This is a genomic window from Thalassobacter sp. HA4-2 (assembly GCF_055693705.1).
This window is the reverse complement of record NZ_JBVFUK010000001.1, coordinates 2,827,295-2,849,235: the sequence shown is the minus strand read 5'-3', so window position 1 is coordinate 2,849,235 and position 21,941 is coordinate 2,827,295. Positions and strand designations below refer to the sequence as shown.

Annotated in this window: 28 protein-coding genes and 2 pseudogenes; 17 read left to right on the top strand and 13 right to left on the bottom strand. The window is 65.1% G+C overall.

Annotated features, from left to right (window positions below; translation table 11 throughout):
* The first annotated feature begins 120 nt into the window (after window positions 1-120).
* The 3 genes from meaB (at window position 121) to ACZ1G0_RS14440 (ending at window position 2,067) form a co-directional block, all read left to right on the top strand.
* Window positions 121-1,095, top strand: coding sequence for a methylmalonyl Co-A mutase-associated GTPase MeaB (gene meaB, locus ACZ1G0_RS14450; RefSeq protein ID WP_472737577.1), 975 nt, complete (start codon window positions 121-123; stop codon window positions 1,093-1,095).
* A 165-nt stretch (window positions 1,096-1,260) separates the two neighbouring features.
* A complete protein-coding gene (gene rpmB / locus ACZ1G0_RS14445) occupies window positions 1,261-1,539 on the top strand; it encodes a 50S ribosomal protein L28 (RefSeq protein WP_472737576.1) in 279 nt (92 codons plus the stop codon).
* 105 nt (window positions 1,540-1,644) lie between these two features.
* Entirely contained in the window at window positions 1,645-2,067 is a 423-nt protein-coding gene (locus ACZ1G0_RS14440; RefSeq protein WP_472737575.1) for a low molecular weight protein-tyrosine-phosphatase, read from the top strand.
* On the opposite strand, the gene ACZ1G0_RS14435 is transcribed toward ACZ1G0_RS14440, so the two are convergent.
* From ACZ1G0_RS14435 to ACZ1G0_RS14420, 4 genes are all read right to left on the bottom strand, one after another.
* Window positions 2,049-2,345, bottom strand: a complete 297-nt coding sequence (locus ACZ1G0_RS14435; RefSeq protein WP_472737574.1) for a hypothetical protein — start codon at window positions 2,343-2,345, stop codon at window positions 2,049-2,051. The genes ACZ1G0_RS14440 and ACZ1G0_RS14435 overlap by 19 nt on opposite strands.
* 93 nt (window positions 2,346-2,438) lie before the next feature.
* Window positions 2,439-3,809: a DEAD/DEAH box helicase gene (locus ACZ1G0_RS14430; RefSeq protein WP_472737573.1), complete on the bottom strand. Its 1,371-nt coding sequence runs from the start codon at window positions 3,807-3,809 to the stop codon at window positions 2,439-2,441.
* Between the two features lie 100 nt (window positions 3,810-3,909).
* The gene (locus ACZ1G0_RS14425) at window positions 3,910-4,197 is read right to left on the bottom strand and encodes an AzlD domain-containing protein (protein ID WP_472737828.1); all 288 of its coding nucleotides are present in this window, start codon (window positions 4,195-4,197) and stop codon (window positions 3,910-3,912) included.
* Between the two features lie 38 nt (window positions 4,198-4,235).
* Window positions 4,236-4,949, bottom strand: coding sequence for an AzlC family ABC transporter permease (locus tag ACZ1G0_RS14420; RefSeq protein WP_472737572.1), 714 nt, complete (start codon window positions 4,947-4,949; stop codon window positions 4,236-4,238).
* 45 nt (window positions 4,950-4,994) lie between these two features.
* Here ACZ1G0_RS14420 and ACZ1G0_RS14415 point away from each other — a divergent pair, with 45 nt between their 5' ends.
* The 5 genes from ACZ1G0_RS14415 to ACZ1G0_RS14395 are packed head-to-tail and all read left to right on the top strand — an operon-like array spanning window position 4,995 to window position 9,062.
* Window positions 4,995-5,858: a formate dehydrogenase accessory sulfurtransferase FdhD gene (locus ACZ1G0_RS14415; protein WP_472737827.1), complete on the top strand. Its 864-nt coding sequence runs from the start codon at window positions 4,995-4,997 to the stop codon at window positions 5,856-5,858.
* Window positions 5,851-6,459, top strand: a complete 609-nt coding sequence (gene mobA, locus ACZ1G0_RS14410; protein ID WP_472737571.1) for a molybdenum cofactor guanylyltransferase MobA — start codon at window positions 5,851-5,853, stop codon at window positions 6,457-6,459. Before ACZ1G0_RS14415 ends, mobA begins: the two co-directional genes overlap by 8 nt.
* Window positions 6,456-6,947, top strand: coding sequence for a molybdopterin-guanine dinucleotide biosynthesis protein B (mobB, locus tag ACZ1G0_RS14405; protein WP_472737570.1), 492 nt, complete (start codon window positions 6,456-6,458; stop codon window positions 6,945-6,947). The genes mobA and mobB overlap by 4 nt, the downstream gene beginning before the upstream one ends.
* Window positions 6,931-7,818 (top strand): hypothetical protein, encoded by an 888-nt coding sequence (locus ACZ1G0_RS14400; RefSeq protein WP_472737569.1) that lies wholly within the window; start codon window positions 6,931-6,933, stop codon window positions 7,816-7,818. The genes mobB and ACZ1G0_RS14400 overlap by 17 nt, the downstream gene beginning before the upstream one ends.
* Complete coding sequence (locus tag ACZ1G0_RS14395) at window positions 7,815-9,062, top strand: molybdenum cofactor synthesis domain-containing protein (RefSeq protein WP_472737568.1); 1,248 nt, start codon at window positions 7,815-7,817, stop codon at window positions 9,060-9,062. The genes ACZ1G0_RS14400 and ACZ1G0_RS14395 overlap by 4 nt, the downstream gene beginning before the upstream one ends.
* Here the strand turns inward: ACZ1G0_RS14395 and ACZ1G0_RS14390 are convergent.
* Window positions 9,059-9,505 (bottom strand): hypothetical protein, encoded by a 447-nt coding sequence (locus ACZ1G0_RS14390; RefSeq protein WP_472737567.1) that lies wholly within the window; start codon window positions 9,503-9,505, stop codon window positions 9,059-9,061. The genes ACZ1G0_RS14395 and ACZ1G0_RS14390 overlap by 4 nt on opposite strands.
* Before the next feature lie 211 nt (window positions 9,506-9,716).
* Window positions 9,717-10,501 (bottom strand): annotated as a pseudogene (locus ACZ1G0_RS14385) (enoyl-ACP reductase FabI).
* 239 nt (window positions 10,502-10,740) lie between these two features.
* Between ACZ1G0_RS14385 and ACZ1G0_RS14380 the strand changes: the two are divergent.
* Entirely contained in the window at window positions 10,741-11,310 is a 570-nt protein-coding gene (locus ACZ1G0_RS14380) for a hypothetical protein (protein ID WP_472737566.1), read from the top strand.
* Between the two features lie 19 nt (window positions 11,311-11,329).
* Here ACZ1G0_RS14380 and fabB read toward each other — a convergent pair whose 3' ends face one another.
* Together fabB and ACZ1G0_RS14370 are read right to left on the bottom strand one after the other, a co-directional pair.
* Window positions 11,330-12,559 carry a beta-ketoacyl-ACP synthase I gene (gene fabB / locus ACZ1G0_RS14375; protein WP_472737565.1) on the bottom strand — a complete coding sequence of 410 codons (1,230 nt, stop codon included), beginning with the start codon at window positions 12,557-12,559 and terminating at the stop codon, window positions 11,330-11,332.
* A gap of 80 nt (window positions 12,560-12,639) precedes the next feature.
* The gene (locus ACZ1G0_RS14370) at window positions 12,640-13,506 is read right to left on the bottom strand and encodes a LysR family transcriptional regulator (protein ID WP_472737564.1); all 867 of its coding nucleotides are present in this window, start codon (window positions 13,504-13,506) and stop codon (window positions 12,640-12,642) included.
* 102 nt (window positions 13,507-13,608) lie between these two features.
* On the opposite strand from ACZ1G0_RS14370, the gene ACZ1G0_RS14365 reads away from it, so the two are divergent.
* The 4 genes from ACZ1G0_RS14365 (at window position 13,609) to ACZ1G0_RS14350 (ending at window position 15,736) form a co-directional block, all read left to right on the top strand.
* Window positions 13,609-13,779, top strand: coding sequence for a hypothetical protein (locus tag ACZ1G0_RS14365; protein WP_472737563.1), 171 nt, complete (start codon window positions 13,609-13,611; stop codon window positions 13,777-13,779).
* 4 nt (window positions 13,780-13,783) lie between these two features.
* Window positions 13,784-14,656, top strand: coding sequence for an SDR family oxidoreductase (locus ACZ1G0_RS14360; RefSeq protein ID WP_472737562.1), 873 nt, complete (start codon window positions 13,784-13,786; stop codon window positions 14,654-14,656).
* A 115-nt stretch (window positions 14,657-14,771) separates the two neighbouring features.
* On the top strand, window positions 14,772-15,383 hold the full coding sequence (locus tag ACZ1G0_RS14355; protein WP_472737561.1) for a DUF998 domain-containing protein: 612 nt from the start codon (window positions 14,772-14,774) through the stop codon (window positions 15,381-15,383).
* A gap of 26 nt (window positions 15,384-15,409) precedes the next feature.
* Window positions 15,410-15,736, top strand: a complete 327-nt coding sequence (locus ACZ1G0_RS14350) for a VOC family protein (RefSeq protein WP_472737560.1) — start codon at window positions 15,410-15,412, stop codon at window positions 15,734-15,736.
* Here ACZ1G0_RS14350 and ACZ1G0_RS14345 read toward each other — a convergent pair.
* The 3 genes and pseudogenes from ACZ1G0_RS14345 to fabA all read right to left on the bottom strand — a co-directional run bounded on the left by ACZ1G0_RS14345 (window position 15,733) and on the right by fabA (window position 17,109).
* The gene (locus ACZ1G0_RS14345; RefSeq protein WP_472737559.1) at window positions 15,733-16,095 is read right to left on the bottom strand and encodes a hypothetical protein; all 363 of its coding nucleotides are present in this window, start codon (window positions 16,093-16,095) and stop codon (window positions 15,733-15,735) included. The genes ACZ1G0_RS14350 and ACZ1G0_RS14345 overlap by 4 nt on opposite strands.
* 27 nt (window positions 16,096-16,122) lie before the next feature.
* Window positions 16,123-16,593 (bottom strand): CIA30 family protein, encoded by a 471-nt coding sequence (locus ACZ1G0_RS14340; protein ID WP_472737558.1) that lies wholly within the window; start codon window positions 16,591-16,593, stop codon window positions 16,123-16,125.
* Between the two features lie 7 nt (window positions 16,594-16,600).
* Window positions 16,601-17,109, bottom strand: a pseudogene (fabA, locus tag ACZ1G0_RS14335) (bifunctional 3-hydroxydecanoyl-ACP dehydratase/trans-2-decenoyl-ACP isomerase).
* A gap of 116 nt (window positions 17,110-17,225) precedes the next feature.
* Here fabA and irrA point away from each other — a divergent pair.
* Window positions 17,226-17,672 carry an iron response transcriptional regulator IrrA gene (gene irrA / locus ACZ1G0_RS14330; RefSeq protein ID WP_472737557.1) on the top strand — a complete coding sequence of 149 codons (447 nt, stop codon included), beginning with the start codon at window positions 17,226-17,228 and terminating at the stop codon, window positions 17,670-17,672.
* A 45-nt stretch (window positions 17,673-17,717) separates the two neighbouring features.
* Here irrA and ACZ1G0_RS14325 read toward each other — a convergent pair whose 3' ends face one another.
* A complete protein-coding gene (locus ACZ1G0_RS14325) occupies window positions 17,718-18,113 on the bottom strand; it encodes a VOC family protein (RefSeq protein ID WP_472737556.1) in 396 nt (131 codons plus the stop codon).
* A gap of 79 nt (window positions 18,114-18,192) precedes the next feature.
* Here ACZ1G0_RS14325 and ACZ1G0_RS14320 point away from each other — a divergent pair, with 79 nt between their 5' ends.
* Genes ACZ1G0_RS14320 through ACZ1G0_RS14310 form a run of 3 tightly spaced genes read left to right on the top strand, consistent with a single transcriptional unit; the run spans window position 18,193 to window position 20,698 of the window.
* Window positions 18,193-18,879 (top strand): haloacid dehalogenase type II, encoded by a 687-nt coding sequence (locus ACZ1G0_RS14320; RefSeq protein ID WP_472737555.1) that lies wholly within the window; start codon window positions 18,193-18,195, stop codon window positions 18,877-18,879.
* Window positions 18,872-19,690 (top strand): alpha/beta fold hydrolase, encoded by an 819-nt coding sequence (locus ACZ1G0_RS14315; RefSeq protein WP_472737554.1) that lies wholly within the window; start codon window positions 18,872-18,874, stop codon window positions 19,688-19,690. Before ACZ1G0_RS14320 ends, ACZ1G0_RS14315 begins: the two co-directional genes overlap by 8 nt.
* Window positions 19,691-19,732: 42 nt before the next feature.
* Window positions 19,733-20,698, top strand: a complete 966-nt coding sequence (locus ACZ1G0_RS14310; protein ID WP_472737553.1) for a threonine ammonia-lyase — start codon at window positions 19,733-19,735, stop codon at window positions 20,696-20,698.
* On the opposite strand, the gene ACZ1G0_RS14305 is transcribed toward ACZ1G0_RS14310, so the two are convergent.
* Window positions 20,695-21,918, bottom strand: a complete 1,224-nt coding sequence (locus ACZ1G0_RS14305) for a TCR/Tet family MFS transporter (RefSeq protein ID WP_472737552.1) — start codon at window positions 21,916-21,918, stop codon at window positions 20,695-20,697. The genes ACZ1G0_RS14310 and ACZ1G0_RS14305 overlap by 4 nt on opposite strands.
* Between the last annotated feature and the right edge of the window lie 23 nt (window positions 21,919-21,941).

The following is a 21,941-nucleotide window of genomic DNA, read 5'->3' as shown; positions in this document are numbered from 1 at the left end:
CGTTAAGGTCCTTGGTAGCTCACGCCTATGGACGTGACGCCCTGACAAGGGCAGTAAAGGGCCGGGCAGGTCAACAGGACCCCGCCTGCCATGGCGAAACCTCGCCGGAAAGGACCCAGTATGAGCAATACCCTGCCGCAGGACATCCTTGACGGGCAGCGCCGGGCGCTGGCGCGGGCCATCACACTGGTGGAAAGCACGCGCGCCGATCACCGGGTGCAAGCGACCACCCTGCTGGAGGATCTACGCGGCCATGGGCGGCAGGCCCTGCGCATCGGCCTGTCCGGAACGCCCGGGGTGGGCAAGTCCACGTTCATCGAAAGCTTTGGCCTGATGCTGACGGGACAGGGCCTGCGGGTCGCGGTGCTGGCGGTTGATCCGTCGTCCACCCGGTCCGGCGGGTCCATTCTGGGGGATAAGACCCGGATGGAGCGGCTCAGCCGCGATCCGCTGGCCTTCATCCGCCCCTCGCCGTCCCTGTCGCACCTTGGTGGCGTCAGTCGCCGCACCCGCGAGGCAGTCGCCTTGTGCGAGGCCGCAGGCTTTGACGTGATCCTGATCGAGACCGTGGGCGTGGGTCAGTCCGAAACCATGGTGGCCGAGATGTGCGACCTGTTCACCCTGCTGATGGCCCCCGCAGGTGGGGACGAGTTGCAGGGCGTCAAACGCGGCATCATGGAGATTGCGGACCTGATTCTTGTGAACAAGGCCGATGGCGACCTGAAACCCGCCGCCCTGCGCACCGTGTCCGATTACGCCGGGGCGCTGCACCTGCTGCGCAAGCGGGCGCAGGACCCCGACGGCTTTCCCAAGGCGCTGCCTGTGTCGGCCTTGGCCGAGGATGGCCTGGAGGGGGCGTGGGGCGACATGCAGGCGCTGGCGGATTGGCGCAAGGCCCATGGCCACTGGGACAAACGCCGCGCCGCCCAAGCGGCCCATTGGTTCGAGGAGGAAGTGCGCGGCGGTCTGCTGGCGCAACTGACCCGTGGGGACGCCGCGCAGGCCATGGCGGATCTGGCCGGACAAGTGCAGCGCGGTGCGATCTCGCCCGATGCGGCAGCGGCGCAGATGCTGGCAAAGCTGGACGTGTCCTAGGGCGTTTCGGGATATTTTGGCACCAATCCCGATCCCTGTGCATCCTTTGCGCGAAGGCTGCGTGAATCGCTTGACGAGGGGGGCGATGTGCCTAAGACAGCGCGACCCATGGGGCCATTTGTGGCCCCTGATCTGTATTGAAACTTTTGAACCGAGGTTAGGCCCATGTCGCGCGTCTGTGAACTCACCGGAAAAGGCCCGATGACGGGCAACAACGTCAGCCACGCAAAGAACCGCACCCGTCGCCGGTTCCTGCCCAACCTGAACGATGTCACCCTGACGTCCGAAGCACTGGGCCGTTCGTTCAAGCTGAAAATCTCTGCCGCTGCCCTGCGCACTGTGGATCACCGGGGTGGTCTGGATGCGTTCCTCGCCAAGGCAAAAGACGCAGAGCTGTCGGACAAGGCGCTGAAAATCAAGAAAGAGTTGGCAAAAGCCGCTTGATCTGATCGCCAGTTGCGATGCAGGGCCCCGGGTGACCGGGGCTTTTTGCGTTTTGAAAGGGTGGTCTTGGGTATTTGGAACCCAATGAAGAGGGAGGGCGGTGCCATGACGTCGATACTTTGTGTGTGTTTGGGCAATATCTGTCGGTCACCGACGGCCCAAGCCGTGCTGTCCGCGGCCTTGCCGGACGCGGTGGTGGACAGTGCGGGGACCGCAGGCTGGCATGTGGGCAAGGCCCCCTACGGCCCGATGCAAGACGCGGCGCGCGCCCGGGGGCTGGACCTGTCGGCGCTACGGGCGCGGCAATTCGAGGTGGCGGATTTCGAGCGGTTCGACCTGATCCTTGCCATGGACGGCCAGAACCTTGCCGATATCGAGGCCCTGCGCCCGGCGGGCAACGCCACGCGCGTGGCGCTGTTTGCGGCGGCGGATGTGCCCGATCCCTATTACACGCGGGATTTCGACGGGGCGCTAGACATCATCGAATCGGCGGCTGCCCAGTGGCGCGATCAGCTGCACATCCGCTGAGCGGTGGCGGCGAAGTTCTTGTAGCGCGGCCAGAACCGTTCGTTGTCCGCCCGATCGGACTGCCGCACCTCTTGCGCCTTGTGCGGATCACGGAAGAAACGTGCGCTTTTGCGCTGTTCCCGGTTGGTCAGGGTGGCGTCGGCGGCGCGCTGGACGCAGCCACACAGGCTGCGGCTTGCGGCGGGACGGTCCGCTGCGATGCAGGCGCGCTCGATCGGGCCAGCTGCGGCCAGCGAGGGCAGGACGATCAGGGTCGCGGTCAATAGGATGCGTTTCATGTAAGCCTCATATGCTGTCCCGTTTTCGGGATCTCTTGCCGGGCCAAGGTGGCCGAGAATCGGCCACCGTGCAACGCTGTGTTGTCGCCGCGCCTATTTCGGCGCTTTTCCGGTGATGCGCGGCTTGCGGCGGCGCTGCCCTGCGGCGGGGCCTGCGGGTTTCGCAGGGCCCTTGTTGCCACCGGGCTTGGCGCTGCGGGGTTTGGGGGCGGCACCCGTGTCCGCCTTGGGCGCACCACGCCCGCGACCACCGCCGCCGCCACCGTTGCGACCACGGCCGCGTCCGCCGCCACCAGCGTTGGACCGGCCCGAAGGCTTCGCCCCACCGGGGACCGGGTCCCACCGGCGGCCAGAGGCCACGGGGATGTCGATCTTGATGACCTTCTCGATGTCTTTCAGACAGGCCATTTCATCGGGGGCACAGAAGGCAATCGCAGCCCCCTCGCGGCCCGCGCGTGCGGTCCGACCGATCCGGTGGACATAGTTTTCGGCAACATTGGGCAGGTCGAAGTTGTAGACGTGGCGCACCTGCGGGATATCCAGACCGCGCGCGGCGACGTCTGTGGCGACCATGATCATGGCCTCTTCGGCTTTGAACGCCTCCAGGGCGCGGGTCCGCTGGCCTTGGGATTTGTTGCCGTGGACCGAGACCGCCTTGAAGCCGTGTTTGGTTAGTTGTTTCATCAACCGCTCCGCCCCGTGTTTGGTGCGGGTGAAGACCAGCGCCAGCTCTTCGCGGTGCTTGCCCAACAGCTCGATCAGCAGGCCGGGCTTTTCATCCTTGGCGATGAAGTGGATTTCCTGGGTGATCTTGTCGGCCGTCTTGCCCGGAGGGGCGACCTGCACCTTCACGGGGTTGGTCAGATAGCTGCGCGACAGTTCTTCCATCTGTTTGGGCATGGTGGCCGAGAACAGCATGGTCTGGCGTCCCTCGGGCAGCAGGGCCGCGATTTTGCGCAAGGAGTGGATGAAGCCCAGATCCAGCATCTGGTCCGCCTCGTCCAGCACCAGAAAGCGGGTCTCGGAAAGGGACAGGGACTTGCGGTCCAAAAGGTCGATCAGGCGGCCCGGGGTGGCGACCAGCAGGTCCGCGCCCCGTTCCAGACGTTTGATCTGTGGGCCAATGCCGACGCCGCCCACGACCATCTGCACCTTGAGGTGGGTGCCTTCGGTATAGCCGCGCAGGTTGTCGGTGATCTGCATCGCCAATTCCCGCGTGGGGGCAAGGATCAGGCCGCGCACGGTTTTGGGTGTGGGTTTCGTGCCCGCGCGCAGCAGGCTGTCCAGCATGGGCAGGCCAAAGGCCGCCGTCTTGCCGGTGCCCGTTTGGGCCAGACCCATGACGTCACGACCGTTCATGGCGTGGGGGATGGCTTGGGCCTGAATGGGGGTGGGTTCGGTGATGCCTTGGGTTTTCAAAGCAGTGATGAGGCGGGGCGCAAGGCCCAGCATGTCAAAATCCATCGACGTTTTCCTTGGATGTCGGGCGTCTGCACCGACATCGGCGGCCCCATGGCCACCTCGGGAGACGTGATTGAGTGCCCCCTATGCGGCACCGCAGCGTCTACGTCAACAGGTACAGCATCCCATACAGTGTCGCAGCCCCCGCGCAGACGGCCCAGATCAGGTTCTTGGTCCACATGCCGACGGCCAGTGTTACAAGGGCGGCGGCAAGGCGCGCGGGGTCCAGTTGCCCCCCGGTTGCGGCGGGCCAGGCCACCAGGGGCGCGGCGATGGCGGGCATCACGGCCACCGCCGTATAGCGCAGGTGGCGCAGCACCCAGTCGGGCAGGGTGCGGTTGCCCAGCAGGGCCAGAAAGCCGAACCGCAACCCATAGGTGCCCAGCCCCATGGCGATGATGACGACCCAGATGGTGCCTTCGGAATAGGTCACGGGCGTGTCCCTCCTGCGCGCCGCTCCGCCTCGGCGCCTGCGACCATGGCAAGAAGGGCCGCGATGATCAGGCCCAGGTTCCACGGCACCCATACCAGCGCCAGGGCGGCCACCGCCGACACGAAGGCCGCGACCACATGGGGCAGGGTGCGCAAGGCCGGGGCCACCAGCGCGATGAAGGTGATCGGCACCGCAAAGTCGAGGGCGTATTCCGGCGGGATCGCCTCGCCCACCACAGCGCCCACATAGGTGAACACGAACCACAGGGGCACCACAGGGGTCACGGCCCCCATGAAATAGGCGAATTTGTCGGCCATGGTCATGTCCGCCACACGCTCATATTCCATGACGGATGCGGCATAGACCTGATCGACCATGACGTAGGACACCAGCGCCTTTTGCCACAGCGGGGCCTTGCCAAGGTGCGGCACCAAAGAGGCTGAGTACATCGCCATGCGCAGGTTCACCGCCAGCGCCGAGATGATGATGATCAGAACCGGCGCGCCATCGTTGATCAGTTGCAGGGCGGTGAACTGGGCCGATCCCGCGATCACCAGCACCGTGAACCCCATGACCTGGGACAGGGGCAGGCCCGCCTCGGTCGCCAGCACGCCAAACAGCAGGCCAAAGGGCACGATGATCAGGATGAACGGCGCACCGGCCCAAAAGCCGCGCCAGAAGGCGGGTCGTTTTGCTCTGGCTTGGGGCATCGGTTCCTCCTATCGTCGCGCGTGTCTAGCGCCCGACCAAAGGAGTTGCCAGTGATCATCGCCCCCGATCCCAGCTTGCCGCGATTGACCCGCGGCGTGACCGGCCGTGACCAGACCGGGGCCGAGGTGGATTTGCGCGTGGTCGAGGAACGGCCCCTGACGATTTACCTCAACAGCCGCGAAATCGTGACCGCCATGACCATCGGGGACTACCCCGAATACCTGGCCCTTGGGTTTCTGACCAACCAGGGCATGGTGCGCCCGGACGATGTGGTCACAGGTGTGGATTATGACGAGGAGCTGGAGCTCGTGGTGGTCCGCACCGAGGTAGAGACCGATCACGAGGCGAAACTCGCCCGGGCCACCCGCACCTCTGGCTGTGCGGTGGGGACGGTCTTTGGCGACATGATGGAGGGGTTGGAGGGCGTGACCCTGCCGCCCACGCAACTGCGGACCTCTGACCTTTATGCCTTGTCCAAGGCGATCAATACCGCCCCCAGCCTGTACCTGGAGGCCGGCGCGATCCACGGCACCGTCCTGTGCCAAGGGGCAGACCCGCTGGTGTATATGGAGGACGTGGGCCGCCACAATGCCGTGGACAAGATCGCGGGCTGGCTGCGCGCCACGGGGACAGCGCCGGGGGACAAGGCGCTGTACACCACCGGCCGCCTGACTTCGGAAATGGTGATCAAATGCGCCCTGATGGGCATCCCGTGCCTTGTGTCCCGGTCCGGCTTCACCGCTTGGGGCGTGGAAATCGCGCGCGACATCGGCCTGACGGTGGTGGGCCGGTTGCGCGGGCAGCGGTTCATGTGCCTGTCAGGCGCGGACCGCCTTGTCTATGACGCCCCTGTGACCGGCGCGGACGAGGACCGCAAGCACCGCCGTAAGGGCGCCCAGCATGACTGAGCTTCAGCAACCCTACGGCATTATCCTTGCGGGAGGACAGGCCACGCGCATGGGTGGCGGCGACAAGGGGCGGTTGCCTGTGGGCGGACGCAGCCTGATCTCCCACGTCATCGACCGGATCGAACCGCAGGTGGCGGGGCTGGCGATCAACGCCAATGGTGATGCGGCCCGGTGGGCGGACACGGGCCTGCCCGTGGTGGCCGACAGTGTCGCGGACTACCCCGGCCCCCTTGCGGGCGTGCTGGCGGGGCTGGACTGGGCGGCGGCGCGCGGTGCCACCCACGTGGTCAGTGTCGCTGCCGACACCCCGTTCTTTCCCATGGACCTTGTCCCGCGCCTGTTGTTGGCCGCCGAAGGGTCGGGGCTGGCACTGGCCGCCACGCGCGAGGGGGACAAGGTCTGGCACCACCCCACGTTCGGCCTATGGCCCGTCAGCTTGCGCGAGGACCTGCGCGAGGCGCTCGAAGGTGGCTTGCGCAAGGTGGTCCGCTGGACAGACCGCCACGGCGCAGGCACGGCCGTGTTCCCCACGGACCGGGGCGACCCGTTTTTCAACATCAACACGCCGGATGATCTGGCAGCGGCAGAGGCGATGGTATGAAGGTCTATGGCATCACCGGGTGGAAGAACTGCGGCAAGACCACCCTGACCGCGCAACTGGTGGCGCATTTCACGGCGCAAGGGCTGCGGGTCAGCACGATCAAACACACCCACCACAATGTGGATCTGGAACGCCCGGGCACCGACACCCACAAACACCGCAGCGCGGGCGCCGCGCAGGTCATGCTGGCCTCGGACGCGCGGTGGGCCCTGATGACCGAGGTGCGCACAGGGCCGGAACCGACCGTGGCGCAACTGATGGCGCAGATGGACCCGGTCGATCTGGTGCTGGTGGAAGGCTACAAACGCGAGCTGCACCCCAAGATCGAAGTCTCCCGCGCGGCCACGGGCACCACCCCTCGCGCGGGCGAGGATGACACGATCCGGGCGGTGGCTGCGGACCACGATGTGGCGGCCCCCGTGCCCACCTTTGCCTTGGATGATATCGCGGGCATCGCGGCCTTCATCGCCGATGACCTTGGCCTATGACCTTGTGATCGCGGTGGATTGGTCCGCCCGGTCCAAACCCAGCCCAATGCGCCCCACCAAGGATGCAATCTACATCTGCACAGGGTGGCGCGGTGCCCCGGATCACCCGACCTATCACCGGACGCGGGCCGGGGCGATGGACCATGTGCAGGGGCTGATGGATGATGCGTTGGCGCAGGGCGAACGGGTCTTTGTCGGCTTTGATTTCGCCTTTGGCTATCCGGCGGGGTTCGCGCAGGCGCTGACGGGGCAGCCCGGGGCGTTGGCGATCTGGGACTGGCTGGCGGATCGGATAGCGGACGGCCCGGACAACGCCAACAACCGCTTTGACGTGGCGGCCCAGATGAACCGCGCCTTGCCCGGGACCGGGCCCTTGTGGGGGCGGCCCGCGACGCTGCACGCGCCCGAGGTGCCCGCCAAGGGGACGCTCTGCCATGGTCACGGGATGGCCCCGCGCCGCCGGGTCGAGGAGGTGTTGCGCTCTGCCCAGCCGGTGTGGAAGCTGTTTACCACCGGGTCCGTCGGCTCCCAAACTCTGCTGGGACTGCCGCACCTTGCGCGCTTGCGTGCCCGCTACGGTGCTGCGCTGTCGGTCTGGCCGTTGGACAGCGGCTGGCGCGAACCCGAGGCCCCGATCACCCTGGCCGAGATTTATCCCAGCATGATGACACGGCCCCGCTCCACCCCTCTGGCCACGGAATACCCGGATCAGATGTACGATATCCCCGACGCCGTGCAGGTTCGCGACGTGGTAGAGACCGTTCTTGCCGCCCAAGCCACGCCCGACTGGCCCACGATGTTCCGCGGGCAAGGCGACCCGGCCGAAGAGGGTTGGATTTTCGGCGCCTCTGCCCGTAGACAATACCCATGACCCCCAAACCCCTGCCCAACGATTGTTTCGCCTTGCCCCAAGGGGTGCACTGGACGCCCGTGGATGACGCGCTGGCCCATTTGCGGGACAACCTGCATGCGGTGACGGGCGCGGAAACGGTCCCGCTGGACGCGGCCTTGGGCCGGATCGTGGCCGAGGATATCCACGCCCTGCGCGCCAACCCGCCGCAACCCAACGGCGCGGTGGATGGCTACGGCTTTGCCCATGCGCATATGGCCACCCAGATGCCCCTGATGCCCGGTCGCGCCGCCGCCGGGGACCCCTTGGGCCAGCCTGTCCCCATGGGGACAGCGGTGCGGATCCTTACCGGGGCCTCTTTGCCGCAAGGGGTGGATACGGTCGTGCTGGAGGAGGATGTGACCGTCGAAGGCACCACCCTGCACATCCCCGGCACGGTCAAGCCCGGTGCCAACACCCGCAAGGCAGGCGAGGATAAACAGGTCGGTGATCTGGTCCTGCCCGCCGGTCATGTCATCCGCGCGCCGGATTTGGCGACGCTGGCCGCCACCGGGCATGGGCAAGTGTCCGTGCGCAAACGCCTGCGGGTCGGTGTCCTGTCCACGGGGGACGAGTTGGCCGCGCCGGGGTCCACCCCGCGCGGGGATCAGATCTTTGACGCCAATGGCCCGATGCTGCGCGCGCTGATTGCCGGGTGGGGGATGCAGGCCGTGGACCTTGGCCGCGCCCCCGATGACCGGGACACCCTGCGCGCCATGCTGGACGCCGCCGCCACCCGCTGCGACGCGATCCTGACCAGCGGCGGGGCCAGCGCCGGGGACGAAGACCACATGTCTGCCCTGCTGCAATCCACGGGCACCCAGGTCCTGTGGCGGATCGCGGTGAAACCGGGGCGGCCCTTGGCGCTTGGCCTGTGGAACGGCGTGCCTGTGTTCGGCCTGCCGGGCAATCCGGTGGCCGCTGGCGTCACGGCGATGCTGTTTGCGCGCCCGGCCCTTGGGCTGTTGGCGGGCGCAGGTTGGCGCGCGGCGCGCGGCATCATGGTGCCCGCCGCATTTGCCAAATCCAAGAAACCGGGCCGCCGGGAATACCTGCGCGCGCGTCTTGGCCCGGACGGCGCAGAGCGGTTCGAGAGCGAAGGTTCGGGCCGGGTCTCTGGCCTGACATGGGCCGAGGGGTTGGTGGAACTGCCCGACGCAGGCGTCAAAATCGCACCGGGCGCGCCCGTGCGATTTCTACCCTACGGCGAGCTGCTGTCGCTCTAGAGCAAGCCGCGTTTGGCCAGTTCACATTCCATGGTGCCCAGGATCGTGCGTGCGCGGTCCCAATCGGCATCGGGATCAATGCTTGCCAAGGCGTCCTGATACTCTTTGATCAGATCGTCATCGTCGGAGTTGCCGTGCGCCACGGACATCCACTGGTCCACGTCAATTGCCGATGGATCTTCGCCCCGCGCAATCGCCGAGGCCACGCGGGCGTCTTCGCGCAGTTGCAGCTTGTACAGACCGCCTTCGCACAGGTCTTGGCTGAAGGTGGTGCGGATGATCTGCCCCCGCATGGACCCGCTGACATCGGACGTCAGGTTGGAAATGCCCTGACTGACCGTCGACATCACAGCCAGACCGGTGCCCACAAGCGCGGCGGTCAGAACGACCCAGTCCACGGTCACGCCGCCGCTGTCGTCTTGAATGAAACTGTCGATACCCATGACTGCCTCGTTAAGGTTAACTTGGCATGTTTCTAACGGGCAGGCGGGGCGGTAATGAGGCGCGGCGGGGCTCAATTTGGGTAAATTTTGCGGCTGCGGGGGGTATTGTGGAAACGATCAATCTCACCGGATCGGATTGTTTCCGAATAGTGCCAAAGGCATTCCGCCGGGGCGACTCGGCCCCATGCCCCGGCGTGCGGCGTTGGTGTCCTTACAGATTATCCGCCGCAGGCATCCCCATGACGTGATAGCCGCCGTCCACGTGGATCGTCTCGCCGGTGGTGGCCGCGCCGTAGTCTGACGCCAGATAAACAGCCGTACCGCCCACGTGGGACAGGGCGGCGTTGGACCGCAGGGGGGCGTTTTCCTCGGCGTGGCGATAGGTCTTGCGCGCCCCCCTATGGCCGCACCCGCCAGCGTTTTCATGGGCCCGGGGCTGATGGCGTTCACGCGGATCCCCTCGGGGCCAAGGTCGTTGGCCAGATAGATCACCGACGCCTCCAGCGCGGCTTTGGCCACGCCCATCACGTTGTAATTCGGGGTCACCTTGCGCGCGCCCTGGAATGTCATGGTCAGGATCGTGCCACCGTTCACCATCATCGGGGCCGCCCGCCGCGCCACGTCAATCAAAGAAAAGCACGAGATATCCATGGAGTTCAGAAAGTTCGCGCGACTGGTGTTGCGAAACTGGCCGGTCAGTTCGTTTTTGTCAGAAAAGGCAATGGCGTGGACGACGAAATCAAGGCTATCCCAATGGGTGCCAAGGGTGTCGAACAGGGCGGCCACGCTGGCCTCGTCGGTCACATCCACGTCCACCAGAATGTCCGACCCGACCGAGGCCGCAAGGGGCTGCACCCGTTTGCCAAACGCCTCGCCCTGATAGGAAAAGGCAAGCTCCGCGCCCTCGTCCGCCATGGCCTTTGCCGTGCCCCAGGCGATGGACCGCTCGTTCGCGACCCCCATGATCAGTCCGCGTTTTCCGGTTAACAGGCCCATGGGACGCTCCTTCATTTCTTTGGGCGGGCTTAGGCGAGGGGCGACGCATGGTCAAGGTTTTGGCGCGTGAACACGTTGCCCATGGCCGCAAAACCGCCCCGGACCCCGTTCGTCGCACTTACTGTAAGTGACTCGGTCGCAGTGCGTGCAAAACTGGCAGGAACATGATGTTTCGCACACGTTGCCCCAATGACGCCACGATTTGCGCGCATACTGAACACTGAGTTGAGAGAAGAACAATGAAATTTTTTGTAAATGAATCCGGTGCAGTAACCGTGGATTGGGTCGTGCTGACGGCGGGGCTTGTGGGCCTAGGGTTGGCGGCGATGTCTGTAGTGAGCGGCGGCGTGGAAGATGCGAGCGAGGATGTAAACACACAGCTTTCATCGCAATTGATTGCAACGTCCTTCGAGCAGATGGAATACAGCGACCTTTATGCGATCGTCTCCCGGATTGACCACCGCATGAATGGTCTGGGCAATGTCATGTCTTCGCACTTCGACAACACGATTGCTTTGTTGAATTTGAACGATTCCTCGTTGCTCGCGTATCATAATTTTTACAAGTCACTTACTTCGTATCAGGAAAGGTACGACAATCTGGTCGCCCTCAATCCGGATACAGTGACGGTAGAGCAACTGGCAACTGCGTTGAATATCCCCGTAAGCAGTGTCCAAACGACGCTAAACAACGCGTCATTGAATATGTCCACGCCCGCCGACTATTTGGATCATTCTATTGCAAATCAAGAGTTCGGAATTGAGCGGCTACGCCTTCTTGACGAAGAGGTTGCGCGGCGGGGCCTCTAGCCAGCCGCGCCTGTTCCGCTCACCCCCGGTGCTTTGAAATGATCACCGTCCCGTTGGTCCCGCCAAACCCGAAGGAGTTGGACAGGATGCTGTCGATCTCGGCCCCTTCTTTCAGCTCTGTGTTGATCTCGGCCGGGGCCAGGTTTTCATCCAGTTGCGTCACGTTGATCGACGGCGCGATGAAGCCCTTGTTCATCATGATCATGGAATAGATCGCTTCCTGCACGCCAGTCGCACCCAGGGAGTGGCCGGTCATGGATTTGGTGGAGCCGACGGGGGGCGTGTTGCCCTCGCCCCAGATATTCCGGCAGGCGACGATTTCCTTGATGTCGCCGACGGGGGTCGAGGTGCCGTGGGCGTTGATGTAGTCGATCTTGCGATCTTCGGGCAGGGTGGACAGGGCAAGGCGCATCGCACGCTCCCCGCCTTCTCCGCTGGGGGCCACCATGTCCGCCCCGTCCGATGTCGCGCCATAGCCCGTGACCTCGCCGTAAATCCTGGCCCCGCGCGCAATCGCCCGTTCCCGTTCTTCCAGCACCACAACACCGGCACCGCCGGCGATCACGAACCCGTCGCGGGTCGCGTCATAGGGGCGGGAGGCGGTTTCGGGCGCGTCGTTGTACTTGCTGGACATCGCGCCCATGGCGTCGAACAGGCACGACAGGGTCCAGTCGACCTCCTCCCCGCCGCCAGCGAACACGATGTCCTGCTTGCCGAACTGGATCTGTTCCGTGGCGTTGCCCATGCAGTGCAGGGACGTGGTGCAGGCGGATGTGATGGAATAGTTCACGCCCTTGATCTTGAACGGCGTGGCCAGACAGGCGGAGTTCGTGGACGACATGCAGCGCGTCACCATGAAGGGGCCCATGCGTTTCGGGCTGCCCTTGTTGATCACCGTGTCAAAGGCGGTGAAAAAGTTTGACGTGGACGGCCCGCCAGAGCCCATGACCAGCCCCGTGCGTTCGTTGGATACTTCATCCTCGGCCAGACCGGAATCGGCAATCGCGCGCTCCATGGCGATGAAGTTATAGGCCGCCCCCGGCCCCATGAACCGCAGCTGGCGCTTGTCGATGTGATCTTCCAGCACGATGTCCGGCACACCGTGCACCTGACTGCGGAACCCGTGTTCGGCATAGCTGTCGGAAAAGGTGATGCCCGATTTGCCCGCGCGCAGGGACGCCTCGACCTCGTCTGGCGTATTGCCGATGGGGGATACGATACCAATACCTGTAACGACGACTCTGCGCATGGGGGCCTCCTCGGGGCGTGTTCCGGTCCGTCACACATCTATGGGAGGGGCGCGTGGGGGGCAAGGGCGCAGGCCCGTGGCTAAAGGCCGAGTTCCGCGACCATCCGATCCACAAAGGTGCGCGCGGCGGCGGGCAGAAACGGCGTGGGCGGCCAAAGCGCGTGCACGGGAAAGGCCTGATAGCTGGCCCCGGGCAGCAGATGCACAAGGCGCCCGGCCTCCAGATCCGGGGCAAAGGCCCAGACCGGGCCAAGGTGCGCCCCGCGCCCGGCCAGCACAAGGGCCCGCACGGCGGACATGGAATTGACCCCGATCTGGCAGGGCATCCGCACCACATGCTCTTGCCCCTGATAGGTAAAGCGCGCGGGGACGTCCGTCAGGCCGGGGCGGTAGGACACCATGTTGAGGGTCGGCAGATCCGCAGGGTCCTTGATCCGGGCGGCCAGTTCAGGCGTGGCGACAAAGACCCTGCGCGACAGGCCCAGGCGGCGCGCGGTCAGTCCGCTGTCGCCCAGGGTGCCCACACGCACCGCGATGTCGATCCCTTCGGCCAGCAGGTTCAGGTTGGCGGACCCAAGGCGCAGGTCCACGAACAGATCGGGAAAGTCCTGCGCCATGCGCGAGACGACGGGCACCACAAACCGGGTGCCGAAATCGACGGGGGCGGTGATCCGCAGGCGGCCCTTGGGGGTGTCCTTGCCCTCGGTCACTTCGGCCAGCAGGGCGGCGCGCGCGGCCACAAGGCGGCGCAACCCGGCGGCATATCGCGCCCCGGCCTCTGTCACCGAAGAGGCCCGCGTGGTCCGGTTCAACAGCTTGACGCCAAGGCGGTCCTCCAGCGCGGCGATCCGGCGGCTGACCCGGCTGGCATCAAGGCCACAGGTCTGCGCGGCGGCGCGAAAACTGCCGCCATCCACAACGGCGAGGAAAAGGGCGTCATCATCCATTCGTGCGCATTTCGCAATTCTGTTTGGTCTATTGCGGGAATATACTGCGAATATCGCAACGGCCATAGTCTGTCCATCGAAACCAAGACCAAGGACAGCGCCATGCAAACCGCCCTCGCTCTGACACTTGCCTTCACCGTGCTGGTCACGGGCGCGATCTTCGCCCCCGTGCAGGCCAAGGTCGAAGGTCAGCGCACCATCACCCTGATCGGGGGCGTCACGATCATCTGCCTGTGCGCTGCGCCGCAATCCACACTTGCAACAAAGGACTGAACTGATGACTAAATCTCCCGTTTCTTCGATCAAGATGGGCCGCCGTGCAATGATCATGGCCGCCGGTGCCGCCGCCGCTGGCGGGCTGGCCGCAACCGGTGCCGCCGCCCAGACCTCCACGCCCTCCGGGCCGCTGGATGGCAAGGTCGCCATCGTCACCGGCGCACGCAACAATCTGGGCCGGGGCTTTGCCCGGCGTATGGCCCAGATGGGGGCTGATGTGGTCGTGCATTACCACCGCACAGAAACCCGGGACGAGGCCGAGGAAACCGCCCGTCTGGTGCGCGAGGCCGGCCGCCGCGCGGTGCTTTATTCCGGCGACCTGGGCGACAGTGCCACGGTCACGGGTCTGTTCGATCTGGCCGAGGCTGAATTTGGCGGCGTGGATATCCTTGTCCACACCTCGGGCCGGATCATCAAGAAACCTGTGGCAGATTTCACCGACGCCGAGTTCGAGCAGCTTTTGAACGACAACACCAAGACCACCTTCTACGCCATGCGCGAAGGCGCGCGCCGCCTGCGCGACGGCGGTCGGATCATCGCGGTGGGCACGTCGCTGACGGCAGGTGCGGCCCCGGGCTATGCCGCCTATGGCGGCACCAAGGCCCCGGTGGAGGAATTCACCCGGATGCTGGCCAAAGAGCTGGGCGCGCGGCGGATCACGGTCAACAACATTGCCCCCGGGCCGTTGGACACGCCATTCTTCCACGCCGCCGAAACGCCCCAAAGCGCGGCCTTTGCGACCGGATTGGCGGTCGAGGGACGCTTGGGCGCCGTGGGGGATGTGGTGCCGGTTCTGGCCTCCCTTGTCGTGCCAGAGGGGCAGTGGACCAATGGTCAGACCCTGTTCGTCAACGGCGGTTACCTGACGCGGTAGGTGGATCTTTGCAGACACGTAAGGGTGCGCGCGCGGTGGCGGGCGCACCCTATGCCGTATGCGCAGGCGGGAACGGGGCGGGGCGCAGGGGCGTTCACCCCGAAAGGAGCCTGCGATGCACACCACCGAAATCCGCCCCGGCCTTGTCCGGACGCTTGCCTGTTGTGCCCTTGCCGGTTGCGTGGCCTTTGTCGCCAGCGTCCTGATTGCCGATGCGGTCGTGCCCGATCACGATTGGATCGCCGATACGATCAGCGACCTTGGGGCCGGGCGGTATGAGTTCATCGTGGATACGGGCCTTTATGCCTTTTCCGGTGGTCTGGTCTGCCTTGCGCTGGCCGCAGCCCATGTGCACCCCGGTGGCCGGGGCTGGAGCGTTGGGCTGTGCGGCCTCGCCCTGCTGGGGTTGATCGTGTTTCTGGTGGGCGCGCGGAACGAATATGGCGACAACGACAGCGAGGGCGTGGTGATCCATATTTACCTCGTCTACGGGATTGGTCTGCTGATGGCGGTTGTGCCGTGGGTCATGTCCCACGGGGCGCGGCGCATGGCCATTGGATACGGTCGCGCGTTTCGGTGGATCGCGGTGGTGTGGACCCTGTGCGCCCCGGTGTTCTTTATCCTGCCAGATACGGTGGATGGCATCTACGAACGGGGGTTGGGCCTGATCGCCCTTGTCTTCGTGGCGTTGCTGGCGCGCTTGTTTCTGCGCCGGATGCGCGGCTAGGGTGGCGCACAAAAAGGAGCCGCCCCATGCACATCGACTATGTAGAATTCGCCTCGCCCAAGTTGGAAGAAACGCAGGATTTCTTTGCCAAGGCCTTTGGCTGGTCGTTCATCGACTACGGCCCCGACTACCGCGACATTCAGGGGTCCGGGGTCGGGGGCGGGGTGGAACGCGCGCCCCTGACGGCTCCGTTGATCGTGCTGCGCTCCGATGATCTGGAGGGGGCGCTGGCCCAGGTCCGCGCCGCCGGGGCCGAAATCACCAAGGACATCTTTGCTTTTCCCGGCGGCAAACGGTTTGAATTCCGCGAACCCGGCGGCACCGCCATGGCAGTCTGGAGCGTGGACGCCTAGTCCGGGATGCTGATCAGGGTCCAATGACGGGCGTGGCCCATGACCTGCCCGCCCTCTGCCATGCGGTTGGCGATCGCGCCGCGTTCGTGTTTCGGGCAGGCGATCAGGGTGGCGGTGTGGTCCAGAAAATCAATCGTCAGATCGTTTTCGCCCACCACCTGACACACGTCGCGCGGACCGGGGTAGGGGCGCACGGCACGCAGACCCGACGCCGCGGGCGGGGTGTAATCGGTGCGCGTCGCCTCTGGCCCATAGCCCAAGGTATGGGGCACCGGCGGCTCGATCGTGTTGCAGGCCCAGACACCGCAGGCGGCAAGGCCCACGGCGATCAGGCGCATTTGACGGTACTTGATTTTCATGTTGTGCTCCTTTTGGCCCGTTTTGGATCACTCTAGCAGACGCACCGCCCCCACGGCCACCTCGGCCTGAAATTCCCGACCAATGGCAAGGATGCCAACGCGGCGCAGCTGCGCGGGGTCAAAGGTGGCCTCGGTCCGGTGCGCCTCGAACGCGGCAAAGGGCAGGCGGTAGGTGGACCAGCCGGGCGCGACGGTCACCTGTTGGCGGAACGACTGCCAGGGCCGGGCCAGGTCCGAGGTGCGCAGGCGCACGTCATAGGCCGCACCATTGCCCGCCATGTCCAACTCCAACCCTGTCCAGGCGCTGGCGTCAAACGGCCCGCCCCCGGGGCGCAGGTCAAAGGCGATCTGCACGAACCCGCCGTTGTTGTCCAAGGACACCTGCCCGCGCAGGACCGTGGCCGGGCGGCCAAGGTAGGCCATCTGGTGCAGGCTGCCCCGCGACACCCCGCCCATCACACCGTCCGACACGTATTCCCAGTCCGGTTGCAGGTCCATCGCGGGATCAGCTTTCGCTCAGGGCCACTTTCATGTCCTTGACCTGATAGATGACTTCGCCGTCCGCCTCGACGATGCCATCGGCCACGCCCATGGTCAGGCGGCGGGTCTGGATCGCCTTGGTAAAGTCGATCTTGTAGGTCAGCATCTTGCGGTCGGGCCGTACCATGCCCGTGAGTTTGACCTCGCCCACGCCGAGCGCGTAGCCGCGCCCCTGCCAGCCACGCCAGCCCAGGTTGAACCCCGTCAGCTGCCACAGGCCATCCAGGCCCAGGCAGCCGGGCATGATCGGGTTGCCGGGAAAGTGGCAGTCAAAGAACCACAGGTCCGGGGTGATGTCGAATTCCGCCGTGATGTGGCCCTTGCCGTGGGCGCCGCCGTCCGCGCTGACCTCGGTGATGCGGTCCATCATCAGCATGGGCGGGGCGGGCAGTTGCGCGTTGCCTGCGCCGAACAGCTCCCCCGGGCGCATTTCAGCAGGTCGTCCTTGTCGAAAGAGGTGGGGAAGGTTGTCATTGCACTGGTATCCTTAGGGCTATCTGGTTGGGTCGTGCGTACCACCGGCGCGCATTTGGCCGCAAGTCTGCAGGCCACCATTGAAAATCGGTCGCAAGTGGCGATATATGTAGGGCATGACGGAACACACGATCCCCACGGGCGACGACGCCCGCCGCCGCGGCACCGAATGGCTGTCCACCGCTGGCCTGCGCCCCACGCGCCAGCGCGTCCTTTTGGCAAGTCTGCTGAAGGGCGACGGACAGGACCGCCATGTCACGGCGGAATGGCTGCACGACGCGGCCGTGGCCTCTGGCGACAAAGTGTCCCTCGCCACGGTCTACAACACCCTGCGTGCCTTTACGGATGCGGGTCTGGTGCAGGAAATCACCGTGGATGGGTCAGGGTCCTACTTCGACACCCGGACCGAAGATCACCCGCATTTCTACCTCGAAGACGACCAGCGCCTGACCGACGCCCCCGCCGATCAGCTGCGCATCGCAGAGCTGCCCACCCCGCCCGAGGGGATGGAGATCGCAAAGGTCGACGTCGTGATCCGCCTGCGCCCCAAGCGCAACGGGTAACGGTAGGGCGGGACTTGTCCCGCCGCCCCCGTCGCGCCCCCGCTTTCAGTCGCTAGGCGTCATCATCCCGATCACCGCGCCGCCCGTATCCTTCACCATCAGAATGCGCCCCACGCCGGGCACGTCCATGGGTGGCTGGATCACCTCGCCCCCCGCCGCAGTTGTGGCCTGGGCTGCAACATCCACGTCATCCACCGCGATGTAGGTCATCCAATGGTCGGGGACGCCCTCCATCCCTTCCATGGTGTTCATGTCCATGATGCCGGCCACCATCTCTTCCCCCACCATGCCCATGTGGTACTGCTGACCCGCCTCCTCCGGCGTGCCGGGCAGGGGCATGGATTGGATGTCCCACCCTGCGGTCTTGGTGTAGAACTCCATTGTCCCTTCGGGGTCGCGGGTGATCACCTCGCTCCAGACGATGGTCCCATGTGCTGCCATGATCGGCCTCCTCTTTGATTGGCTCAATCTATCACACCTCGTGCTTGTACCAATGGCGCGATTTGTCCATGGTGCGCCCATGACCATCACCACGTGTATCTTCGACGCCTATGGCACCCTGTTCGATGTCACCGCAGCGGCGCGGCAGGCGGCACTTGATCCAGACTATGCACGAGTCAAAGACGATTGGCCCCAGATTGCGCACGCGTGGCGGGACAAGCAGTTGCAGTACACATGGCTGCGTGCGGTGTCCGGGGACCACCGGGATTTCTGGGCGATCACCGGGGATAGTCTCGACTGGGCGCTGGAACATACCGGGTTCGGCGGGGATGTGGCCCTGCGTGAGCGGCTGATGGCGCTGTATTGGGAGTTGCAATCCTACCCCGAGGTCCCCGCCATGCTGGAGGCGTTGAAGGCCGATGGGCTGGCCACGGGCATCTTGTCCAACGGGTCGCCCGACATGCTGGCGGGGGCGGTGCAATCGGCGGGCATTGCGCGGCATCTGGACCATGTCCTGAGCGTCGAAAGTGTCGGCGTGTTCAAGCCCGCGCGCGCGGTCTACGACATGGTCGGCACCGCGTTCGATTGCACGCCGGAACAAGTTTTGTTCGTAAGTTCAAATGGTTGGGACGCTTGGGCCGCCACGGCCTATGGGTTCAACACGGTCTGGGTGAACCGCGCTGGCCTACCCATGGACCGGTTGGACCCGGCCCCGCGCACCGTCCTTCCAGACCTGACCACAATAGCGGAGATCGCCCGTGCCTGACTTCAAAACATCCGACGGTCTGTCCCTGTATTACACGGACGAGGGCGAGGGCACGCCGATCCTGTGCCTTGCGGGCCTGACCCGCAACAGCAGCGATTTCGACTATGTAGCACCCTACCTGGAGGGGCACCGGATCATCCGGCTGGACTATCGCGGGCGGGGGCAATCGGACTGGGCCAAGGATTACACCAGCTATTCCATCCCGGTGGAAAGCCGCGATGTGCTTGAATTGCTTGCACATTTGGACCTTGAGCAAGTGGCGATCCTTGGCACCTCTCGCGGGGGGCTGATCGCCATGGGGCTGGCCATGGCCTTTCCCGACCGCATCCTGGGCGTCTGCCTGAACGACATCGGCCCGGTGATCGAGGCCGAGGGGTTGGAGGGCATCAAGGATTACCTGGGCGAGCCGCCCACCTTTGCCACCTTGGACGAGGCGGCAGCCGCCGGCGCGCGCCTGCCCGGCTTCGACGGCGTGCCCGAGACCCGCTGGCGCGAAGAGGCGGAGCGGCATTATATCGAGACGGATGAAGGGCTTAGCATCAACTACGACCCCAAATTGCGCGATGCCGTGCTGGAGGCAGGCGCGCAGCCTGTGCCCGACCTTTGGCCCCTGTTCGAGGCGCTGCGCGCCGTGCCCACGGCCCTGATCTGGGGTGTGAACAGCAACCTTTTGTCCATGATCACCGTAGAAAAGATGCGCAAAGCCCACCCCGAGATGATCGTTGCCGAGGTCAAGGGCCGGGGCCATGTGCCGTTTCTGGACGAGCCCGAAGCGCTGGATGCGCTGAACGAATGGCTTATGGTTCTGTGAACGGGGCGGCGGGACAAGTCCCGCCCTACCGGGGGTCCGTACATGGTTGAAATCGCTGATATTCATGCCGCCGCCGTCCGCCTGATGGGACACGCACGGGTGACGCCCCTGTTGAACGATCCCATGCTGGATCGGATCGCGGGGCGGCGGGTTTTCGTGAAATGCGAGGCGCTGCAGCTGACCGGCAGTTTCAAGTTTCGCGGCGCGTGGTCGGCGGTCTCTGCGTTGGACCCCGACACCCGCGCGCGTGGGGTACTGGCCTTTTCCAGTGGCAACCACGCCCAAGGGGTGGCGCTGGCGGCCGCCCGCCACGGGGTGCCCGCCACGATCATCATGCCCAACGATGCCCCGCAGGTAAAGATCGACAACACCGCCGCTTTCGGGGCCGAGGTGGTGCTTTATGACCGTCCCGGCGGGGACGACCGCGACGCCATCGGCGCGCGCCTACAGGCGGAGCGCGGTCTGACCCTGATCAAACCTTTCGACAACGAAATGGTGATCGCGGGGCAGGGCACCGTGGGGCTGGAGATTGCGGACCAAGCAGCACAGGCGGGCGTGCAGGCCGACGAGGTTCTGGTGTGTTGCGGCGGTGGCGGGTTGACCAGCGGCATTGCCATCGCTTTGGCTGACACCCCCATGACCGTCCGCCCCGTGGAACCTGTGGCGTTCGACGACGTCACACGCTCCCTGATCAGCGGGCGGCGCGAGGTGAACGCTCGCACCTCCGGCTCGATCTGCGATGCGATCATCACGCCCAGCCCCGGGCAGATCACCTTTCCGATCCTGCAACGCCTGTCCGGCCCGGGCGTTGTCGTGCCCGAGGCGGATTGCCTGCGCGCCATGGCGCTGGCGTGGGACCGCCTGAAGGTCACGCTAGAGCCGGGCGGGGCCATCGCGCTGGCCGCGGCCTTGTTCCACAGCACCGGCGACAGCGACATCATCTGCGTGGCCTCGGGCGGGAACGTGGACACGGATGTCTTTGCGCGGGCCTTGGCGACGCAGCCCTAGCCGGCCCTGGATGTCCCCGTGGGGACACGCACGGAGGCGGCATAGATCACAAAGCTGACCACCATCAGAACCGCTGCCGCCAGAAAGCTGGCCCCGGGCAGGTAGATCGGCGTGTCAGGGGCGGTGAAGGTAAAGAAGATGTAGGTCATCACCAGCGGCGTGATGATGGTGCCCACCGCCGACAGGGACGAAAGCACGCCCTGCAATTCGCCTTGTTGGTCGTCGCTGGCCCGCTGGCTCATGACCGATTGCAGGGCGGGGGCGACGACGGCCCCCACGGCGGACAGGGGGATCAGAGCCATCAAAACCCAGCCTTCCCAGATGAAGGCGATGATCGACAGGATCGCAGCGTTATAGGCCAACCCCACATAGACCGTGCGCGCCTCGCCCAGTTTGGGGATGATCACGCGGATCAGGCCTGCTTGGGTCACGGCAATCGAGATGCCGTAGACCGCCAGCGAGATGCCGACCATGGCGGGGTCCCAGCCAAAGGCCTCTTTGGTGTAGTAGGCCCAGATCGCCGGATAGACCATGTTGGCCAGCTGGTAGAACAGAAAGACCACCAACAGCGCGCCGACCCCGGGGATGGCCCCGATGTACTTGAACCCGCCCAAGGGGTTCGCGCGCCGCCAGTAAAAGGGGCGGCGTTTCTCGACGGGCAAGGTCTCGGGCAAGATAAAATACCCGTACATGAAATTCAGCCCAGCAAGGATGGCGGCGGCGATGAACGGCGCGCGGGGCCCGAATTCGGCCAAGAGCCCGCCCACCACGGGGCCAAGGATGAACCCCAGCCCAAAGCACGCCGAGATCAGGCCAAAGTTGGCGGATTTCTTTTCCGGCGGCGAGATGTCGGCCATGTAGGCATTGGCCGTGGAATTGGTGGCCGAACAGATCCCGCCGATGATGCGGCCCACGATCAGCAACCAGATGGTGCCGGCCACGGACATCAGGATGTAGTCCAGACACAGGATCGCCGTGGACACCAGCAGGATGGGGCGCCGCCCGAACCGGTCGGACAGGTTGCCAACGGTGGGCGAAAACAGGAACTGCATGCAGGCAAAGATCGCCGACAGGATACCGCCCCAGACGGCGGCCTCGCCAATGCTTACATCTTGGATTTCGGCCAGCAGGTCAGGCATGACAGGCAGGATCAAACCGATGCCCATGGCGTCAAGCACCACCGTCACAAGGATGAATGTGGTGGGGGCGGTCTTGGTCATCTTGATAGGTTCCTGCAATCTGC